Raw genomic sequence first — 7,803 nt, forward strand, 5'->3', positions numbered from 1 at the left:
CCACCGCGCGCGGGTGTTCCTGCCAACAAACCTAGGGAGTCCCTTGTCTTGAAAAAAATCAAATTGCTCGCCGTCTGCGCCGCCCTGGCCGCCGCCGGTTCCGCGCTCGCCCAGAACGTGGTCGCCCCGGCACCGCAGAACGTGCTGCAACTGACCGCCTCCGGCACGGTAGAGGTCCAGCAGGACCTCTTGAGCATGACGCTCGTGACCACCCGCGACGCGACCGATGCGGCCACCGTGCAGACCCAGCTGAAGGCCGCGCTCGACGCCGCACTGACCGAAGCCAAGAAGAACGCGCAGACCGGGCAGCTCGACGTGCGCACCGGCAACTTCAGCCTGTCGCCGCGCTACACCAAGGACGGCAAGATCAACGGCTGGCAGGGCTCGACCGAGCTGGTGCTCGAGGGGCGCGACTTTCCGCGCATCACGCAGACGGCCGGCCGCATCACCACGCTCAGCGTGGGCAACGTTGGCTTCGGCCTGAGCCGCGAGCAACGCGCCAAGACCGAGGCCGAAGCGCAGAACATCGCAATCGAGAACTTCAAGCAGAAGGCCAACGAATTGGCCAAGGGCTTCGGCTTCGTGGGCTATACGCTGCGCGAGGTGTCGGTGAACGCGAACGACGGCGGCCCGCGTCCGAGGGTGATGGCGATGCAGGCCAAGTCGTTCTCGGCCGATTCGGCCGTGCCGGTCGAAGCCGGCAAGACCAGCGTGATCGTGAACGTGTCGGGGTCGGTGCAGCTCAAGTAAGCGCCGCGTTCGGCGGGTGCCGCCGGGCCGCCCCAAGGCAGCCCGCGCCTCCTCCTCGGGAGGTGGCGAATTTCATGCCGCGCAGCGGCATGAAAAGCCGGGAGGCCTGATTACTGCGCCGTCCAGCCGCCGTCCATTTGCCAGGCCACGCCGCGCACTTGGTCGGCCGCCGGCGAGCACAGGAAGACCGCCAGGCCGCCGAGCTGCTCGACCGTCGTGAACTGCAGCGAAGGCTGCTTCTCTCCCAGCAGATCGTTCTGTGCCTGCGTGGCCGAGATGCCTTCGCGCGCCGCACGGTCGTCGATCTGCTTCTGCACGAGTTGCGTCAGCACCCAGCCGGGGCAGATCGCGTTGCTGGTGATGCCGGTGGTCGCGGTCTCGAGCGCGACGGACTTGGTGAAGCCGACGATGCCGTGCTTTGCCGCCACGTAGGCCGACTTCTGCGCCGAGGCAACGAGGCCGTGGGCCGATGCGACGTTGATGACGCGGCCCCAGTTGGCCTCGCGCATCGCGGGAATCGCCAGGCGCGTCGTATGGAAGGCGCTGGTGAGGTTGATGGCGATGATTGCGTCCCAACGTTCGACCGGAAAGTCCTCGACCTTGGCGACGTGCTGGATGCCGGCGTTGTTCACGAGGATGTCGACACGGCCGAATTTCGACGCGGCGAACTTCATCATGTCCTCGATCTCGCCGGGCTTGCTCATGTCGGCGCCGTGGTACTCGGCGCGAACGCCGAGCGCTTCGATCTGGGATTTGGGCGTTTCGGCATCGCCGAAACCGTTGAGCACGATGTGCGCGCCTTGCTGGGCAAGCGACTTGGCAATGGCGAAGCCAATGCCGCTGGTGGACCCCGTGACAAGCGCGGTTTTGCCTTTGAGCATGAAGATCAATCTCCGGATGAATTAGGATGCAACGAGACCATTATCCGCACCACGACTTCCCCGTTTTCATGACCGAACCGACGCTTCATTACGTGGCATGCGACGACGCCCAGGGCGGCCATCGCATGGCCTATTGGCAATGGGGCGACGAGCGCAGCGCGCATGTCGTGGTCTGCGTGCACGGGCTCACCCGGCAAGGCCGCGACTTCGACGTGCTGGCGCAGGCCATCGTCGCGCGCGCGGGCGGCGATGTGCGGGTGATCTGCCCGGACGTCGTGGGACGCGGGCGCAGCGACTGGCTGCGCGATCCGGCCTTCTACCAAGTGCCCGTTTATGCGGCCGACATGGTCGCGCTGATCGCCCAGTTGCAGCGCGAACAGGCCATCGACACGCTCGACTATTTCGGCACCAGCATGGGCGGGCTGATCGGCTTCGTGCTGGCGGGCCACAAGGAACTGCCGCTCGCGCGGCCGGTGCGCCGCTTCATCGCGAACGATGTCGGCCCGACGATCGAGGCTGTCGCACTGCAGCGCATCGCAGCGTATGTGGGGCAGGGCGGTCGCTACGGCAGCGTGAAGGAAGCGGCCGATGCGATGTGGGCGATCTCCACCAGCTTCGGGCCGCACACGCCCGAGCAATGGCTCGCGCTGTCGCAGCACATGGTGGTGCCCGAGTCGCAGCGCACGGCCGATGGCGCGGCCAAGATCCAAACCGGCGGTGATGCCGGCGATGGCACGTGGATGCTTCACTACGACCCGGCCATCGCCGTGGCGCTGCGCGCGATCACGCCCGAAGCGGCGGCGCAGGGCGGCGCGATCATGTGGAGCCTGTACGACGCCATCCAGGCGCGCACGCTGGTGACGCGCGGCGCCGTGTCGGACCTGCTCTCGCGCGAGACGGCCATGGCCATGACAGAGCGCGGGCCGAAGGCGGCGCTGGTCGAGTTCGAAGGCGTAGGCCATGCGCCGACGTTCGTCGATCCCGCGCAGGTCGCCGTCGTCACTTCCTTCCTGTTCGATTGATGGGGTGAAGCAGCGTGAAGCGCGAGTCCTCGAGCCTGCAGACGGCACCCCTGTCCGATACCGCCGTGGTCGACTATCCGTTGTCCGCGGCCACGGCCGACCGCACCCCGGTGATCGAGAACATGCTCGCCCGCGCCCGTGCGTTCGCCGAGCCGCTGATCGCCGATGAAAAGCTCGACACCGGCGAGAACACGCTGGCGCACGCCGATGCGGTCGCTGCCATCGTCGCCAAGATGGGCGGCTCCGAGGCCATGCAGGCGGCGAGCTATCTGGTCTATTCGTGCCAGCACCTGAACCGCCCGCAGGAGGTGATCGCCAAGGTCTTCGGCGACAACTTCGCGGCGCTCGCGGTCGAGACCACCAAGCTGGTGCGCGTGCAGGAGCAGGCCCGCTCGGCGTCGCAAGGCCATCACATCGAAGGCGCCGGTGCGCAGACCGAGAACGTGCGCAAGATGCTGCTGGCGTTTTCGCGCGACCTGCGCGTCGTGATGCTGCGGCTTGCCTCGCGCCTGCAGACCTTGCGCCATGCGGCGGCCAGCAAGCAGCCGGCACCCGAGAGCGTGGCGCGCGAGTCGCTGCAGGTGTTTGCGCCGCTGGCCAATCGCCTGGGCATCTGGCAGGTGAAGTGGGAGATCGAGGACCTTTCGTTCCGCTTCATCGAGCCCGAAACCTACAAGCTGATTGCGCGCCTGCTCGACGAGAAGCGCATCGAGCGCGAAGGCCACGTCGAGCAATTGCGCTCGGAGCTCGAGCGCGAACTGCAGGCCGAGGGCGTGCACGCCGCGGTGCAGGGGCGGCCCAAGAACATCTACAGCATCGTGAAGAAGATGCGCGGCAAGTCGCTCGACTTCGCGCAGGTGTTCGACATCCTCGCGCTGCGCGTGGTGGTGGCGGACGTGAAGGACTGCTACGCGGCGCTCGCCTGGGTGCACACGCATTTCCAGCCGATTGACGAAGAGTTCGACGACTACATCGCGCGGCCCAAGCCGAACGGCTACCAGTCGCTGCACACCGTGGTGCGCGAACTGGTCGATGGCAAGCCGGGCAAGCCGATCGAGATCCAGATCCGCACTGAGGAAATGCATGACCACGCCGAGCATGGCGTGGCGGCGCACTGGGCCTACAAGGAAGCGGGGCACAAGGGCTACGCGGGCGTCTGGGCCAGCGGCGAGTACGACGCGAAGATCGCGGTGCTGCGCCAGCTGCTGGCCTGGGAGCGCGATCTCTCGGGCGGCTTGCAGGGGCAGGGCCTGTTCGACGACCGCATCTATGTGCTGACGCCCGATGCGGCCATCGTCGAATTGCCGCAGGGCGCGACGCCGGTGGACTTTGCCTACACGGTGCACACCACGCTGGGCCATCGCTGCCGCGGTGCGCGCGTCGATGGCGCGATGGTGCCGCTCAACACGCCGCTGTCGAACGGGCAGACGGTGGAGATCATTGCGGCGAAGGAGGGTGGTCCTTCGCGCGATTGGCTCAATGCCGAGCTGGGCTATCTGGCGAGTCACCGTGCGCGCGCGAAGGTGCGCGCATGGTTCAACGCGCAGATCACGCACGAGACCGTCGCGCGCGGACGCGAAGCGGTCGAGAAGCTGCTGCAGCGCGAAGGCAAGACGGCCATGCGGCTGGAGGACCTGGCCTCGCAGCTCGGCTTCAAGTCAGCGGACCATCTGTTCGAGGTGGTGGGCAAGGACGAGTTTTCCCTCCGCAACATCGAGACGCTGCTGCGTCCGCCGGAGCCGGCGCCCAATCCCGACGACGGCGTGCAGATCAAGAAGGCGCGCGGCAGCGAGAAGTCCGGCAAGGGTGGCGTGCTGGTGGTGGGCGTGTCGTCGCTGATGACGCAGCTGGCCAAGTGCTGCAAGCCGGCGCCGCCCGATGCCATCAGCGGCTTCGTCACGCGCGGCCATGGCGTCAGCGTGCACCGCTCGGATTGCAGCAACTTCCGCACGATGTCGTCGCGCGATGGCGAGCGCGTGATCGATGTCGAATGGGGCGCGACGAAGAAGGGTGGCGATGCGCCGGTCTATGCGGTCGACGTGGCTGTCGAAGCAGCCGATCGCCAGGGGCTGCTGCGCGACATCTCCGATGTGTTCGCACGGGAAAAGATGAACGTGATCGGCGTGCAGACGCAGTCGGTGAAGGGCACGGCGTGGATGACGTTCACTGTGGAAATCGCCGATGCGGCGCGGCTGACGCAGGTGCTCGGCATCGTCACTGCAGTTGTTGGTGTGCGATCTGCACGTCGCCGCTAAAAAGCGTGTTTTCTCCTGCTACAATAGCTGCTTCTCGGACACATCCTTAGGCGCGTAGCTCAGCTGGTTAGAGCACCACCTTGACATGGTGGGGGTCGTTGGTTCGAGTCCAATCGCGCCTACCAATTTCTGTTCCAACTTCCGGCCAACCACCGGGTCTGTTGGACAGAGCTTTCACCGGGTTCCCCGGTGTTCCAATCGTCCCTTGTGGTGATGCAGAAAAAGACCATGGCCATGTTGTTGTGCTACCTTGGCCGTTCTGCAAATCCCTTCCCAATTTCTTGACAAGCGATCCGATGAATACGCGATCAACGCTGGTTGATCGGACTCATGCCGACACGCGCGTTGCCGCGCTGTTGCGGCAGGCGCCCATCGAGTTTGCGCGCGCGGTCTACGGCATCAACGACCATGCGGGCGGCCGCACCGACACCATGGCAGCGCGCGAAGTGGCAAGAGCCCTGCGACAAGGCGTGGCGGTGACCGAGGAGCGCGCCGAACAGCGCGCCCGCGCCTATCTGCCGACCGCGGGGCAGGAGCACTGCCCGCGTTGCTGGGTGGTCTACGGTCACAAGAGCCCGCTTCGCTTTCGCGAAGCGACTGAAGAGCGCCCCGAAACAGCCGCCTGTCATGCATGCGGTGCCGAGTACGCGACATCGCAGGGCTGAAGTGCAGCGCGCGGTCAGGGTAAACCTTGTCGCGATGCAGCAAAACCGCTCCCTAGAATCATCCGATGACATGGGCGTCCATGTGAAGGAGTCCGCAGTGCAGAGCAAGAAGTCCGGGGTCAAACCGGTACAGCGTGTGATCAAGAAGTACCCCAACCGAAGGCTCTACGACACCGAGACATCCACGTACATCACGCTGACCGAGGTGAAGCTGCTGGTCATCCAGAATGCCCAGTTCGTCGTGCGCGATGCCAAGACCGGCGACGACCTCACGCGCAGCATCCTGCTGCAGATCATCCTGGAAGAGGAAGCGGGCGGCGCGCCGATGTTCACCGAGCAGGTGCTGGCCAACATCATCCGTTTCTACGGCCAGGCGATGCAGGGCTACATGGGGCCGTACCTGGAGAAGAACATCCAGGCCATGACCGAAGTGCAGGCCCAGCTCGCCGACAAGGCCGAGGGCCTCACGCCCGAGATGTGGTCGAAGTTCATGACCATGCAGTCGCCGATGCTCCAAGGTCTCATGGGCAACTACGTCGAGCAATCCAAGAACGTCTTCCTGCAGATGCAGGAGCAGATGCAGAAAAACACCGAGCAGGTACTGGGGGCCTTTGGCATCAAGCGTCCCTGAACGGCTCCGGGCCGCGCGAACGCGGGGCTTGTCCAATGATTGCCCGACTGTCACCGATAGCTGGGACAATAGAGGGATATGAGCGAAGTTGCCTCCCCCGAACGAACGACCACGTCGACCGCCCCCAAGGTCGGCTTTGTGAGCCTGGGCTGCCCCAAGGCCCTGACAGATTCCGAATTGATCCTGACCCGGCTGAGCGCCGAGGGTTACCAGACCTCCAAGACCTTCGAAGGTGCCGATCTGGTGATCGTCAACACCTGCGGCTTCATCGACGATGCCGTGAAGGAAAGCCTGGACACCATCGGTGAAGCGCTGGCCGAGAACGGCCGGGTGATCGTCACCGGTTGCCTGGGCGCCAAGACCGGCGACCAGGGCGGCAACCTGGTGCGCCAGATGCACCCGAGCGTGCTGGCCGTGACCGGTCCGCACGCCACGCAAGAGGTGATGGATGCGGTGCATGCCAACCTGCCCAAGCCGCACGATCCCTTCATCGACCTGGTGCCGAATAACTTCGGCATCGCCGGCCTCAAGCTGACGCCGCGGCACTATGCGTACTTGAAGATCAGCGAAGGCTGCAACCACCGCTGCACCTTCTGCATCATCCCTTCGATGCGCGGCGACCTCGTGTCGCGGCCGGTGGGCGATGTGCTCGGCGAGGCGAAGGCCCTGTTCGAAGGCGGCGTGAAGGAACTGCTGGTCATCAGTCAGGACACCTCCGCCTACGGCGTCGACGTGAAGTACCGCACCGGTTTCTGGGACGGCAAGCCGGTCAAGACCCGCATGCTCGAGCTGGTGCGCACGCTTGGCGAAATTGCCGAGCCTTACGGCGCGTGGGTTCGCCTGCACTATGTGTACCCGTACCCGAGCGTCGATGAAATCATCCCGTTGATGGCGAGCGGCCAGGTGCTGCCTTACCTCGACGTGCCGCTGCAGCACAGCCACCCCGATGTGCTCAAGCGCATGAAGCGTCCGGCCAGCGGTGAAAAGAATCTGGAGCGGCTCGCGCGTTGGCGCGAGGTGTGTCCGGAGCTCGTGATCCGCAGTACTTTCATCGCCGGCTTCCCCGGCGAGACGGAGCAGGAATTCGAGCATCTGCTCGACTTCATCCGCGAGGCTGAAATCGACCGTGCCGGTTGCTTTGCCTACAGCCCGGTCGAAGGCGCGACCGCCAACGACATCCCCGGCATGCTGCCCGAGGCCGAGCGCGAAGCGCGCCGCGCCCGTTTCATGGAAGTGGCCGAAGCCGTGTCGATCGCCAAGCTGCAAAGGCGCATCGGCGCGACGATGCAGGTGCTGGTCGATTCCGCGCCCGGCATGGGCCGCAAGGGCGGGGTGGGGCGTACTTACGCCGATGCGCCGGAGATCGACGGCACCGTGCGGCTGCTGCCGCCCGAGAAGATCAGCAAGACGCTGAAGGTCGGTGAATTCACTCGCGCGCGGATCGTGGGCGCCGAGGGCCATGACCTGATCGCATTGCCGATTTGATGATTCGAACAGGCAAGAAAAAAGCCACCGGATGCCGGTGGCTTCATTCGAAAGACCTGGTAGGGGTCTCGTTGTCTTTGGTGCCCAGAAGAGGACTCGAACCTCCACGATGTT

General features: G+C 65.2%; 7 protein-coding genes and 2 tRNA genes (1 of these 9 running past the window's edge). 7 read left to right on the forward strand and 2 right to left on the reverse strand.

The window, feature by feature from the left end; all coding sequences use genetic code 11:
* Positions 1 to 48 precede the first annotated feature (48 nt).
* Positions 49 to 750 (forward strand): SIMPL domain-containing protein, encoded by a 702-nt coding sequence (locus JC881_RS20625; RefSeq protein WP_198787560.1) that lies wholly within the window; start codon positions 49 to 51, stop codon positions 748 to 750.
* Between the two features lie 110 nt (positions 751 to 860).
* Here the strand turns inward: JC881_RS20625 and JC881_RS20630 are convergent, their stop codons facing one another.
* Positions 861 to 1,631, reverse strand: a complete 771-nt coding sequence (locus tag JC881_RS20630; protein WP_198787561.1) for a 3-hydroxybutyrate dehydrogenase — start codon at positions 1,629 to 1,631, stop codon at positions 861 to 863.
* A 26-nt stretch (positions 1,632 to 1,657) separates the two neighbouring features.
* Here JC881_RS20630 and JC881_RS20635 point away from each other — a divergent pair, with 26 nt between their 5' ends.
* The 6 genes from JC881_RS20635 (at position 1,658) to rimO (ending at position 7,689) form a co-directional block, all read left to right on the forward strand.
* Complete coding sequence (locus JC881_RS20635) at positions 1,658 to 2,653, forward strand: alpha/beta fold hydrolase (RefSeq protein ID WP_198787562.1); 996 nt, start codon at positions 1,658 to 1,660, stop codon at positions 2,651 to 2,653.
* A 14-nt stretch (positions 2,654 to 2,667) separates the two neighbouring features.
* The gene (locus tag JC881_RS20640; protein WP_198787563.1) at positions 2,668 to 4,908 is read left to right on the forward strand and encodes a RelA/SpoT family protein; all 2,241 of its coding nucleotides are present in this window, start codon (positions 2,668 to 2,670) and stop codon (positions 4,906 to 4,908) included.
* 48 nt (positions 4,909 to 4,956) lie between these two features.
* Positions 4,957 to 5,033 (forward strand) — tRNA-Val (locus tag JC881_RS20645).
* Between the two features lie 171 nt (positions 5,034 to 5,204).
* Entirely contained in the window at positions 5,205 to 5,573 is a 369-nt protein-coding gene (locus JC881_RS20650; protein WP_198787564.1) for a hypothetical protein, read from the forward strand.
* Positions 5,574 to 5,643: 70 nt separating this feature from the next.
* Positions 5,644 to 6,204: a polyhydroxyalkanoate synthesis repressor PhaR gene (gene phaR, locus JC881_RS20655; RefSeq protein ID WP_093433111.1), complete on the forward strand. Its 561-nt coding sequence runs from the start codon at positions 5,644 to 5,646 to the stop codon at positions 6,202 to 6,204.
* A 78-nt stretch (positions 6,205 to 6,282) separates the two neighbouring features.
* Positions 6,283 to 7,689 carry a 30S ribosomal protein S12 methylthiotransferase RimO gene (gene rimO / locus JC881_RS20660; RefSeq protein ID WP_198787565.1) on the forward strand — a complete coding sequence of 469 codons (1,407 nt, stop codon included), beginning with the start codon at positions 6,283 to 6,285 and terminating at the stop codon, positions 7,687 to 7,689.
* 78 nt (positions 7,690 to 7,767) lie between these two features.
* Here the strand turns inward: rimO and JC881_RS20665 are convergent.
* Positions 7,768 to 7,803: transfer RNA gene (locus tag JC881_RS20665), tRNA-Leu, on the reverse strand; it runs 149 nt beyond the window's last position.

Source organism: Variovorax sp. IB41, from assembly GCF_016405905.1.
In the GTDB taxonomy this organism is placed as follows: domain Bacteria; phylum Pseudomonadota; class Gammaproteobacteria; order Burkholderiales; family Burkholderiaceae_C; genus Variovorax.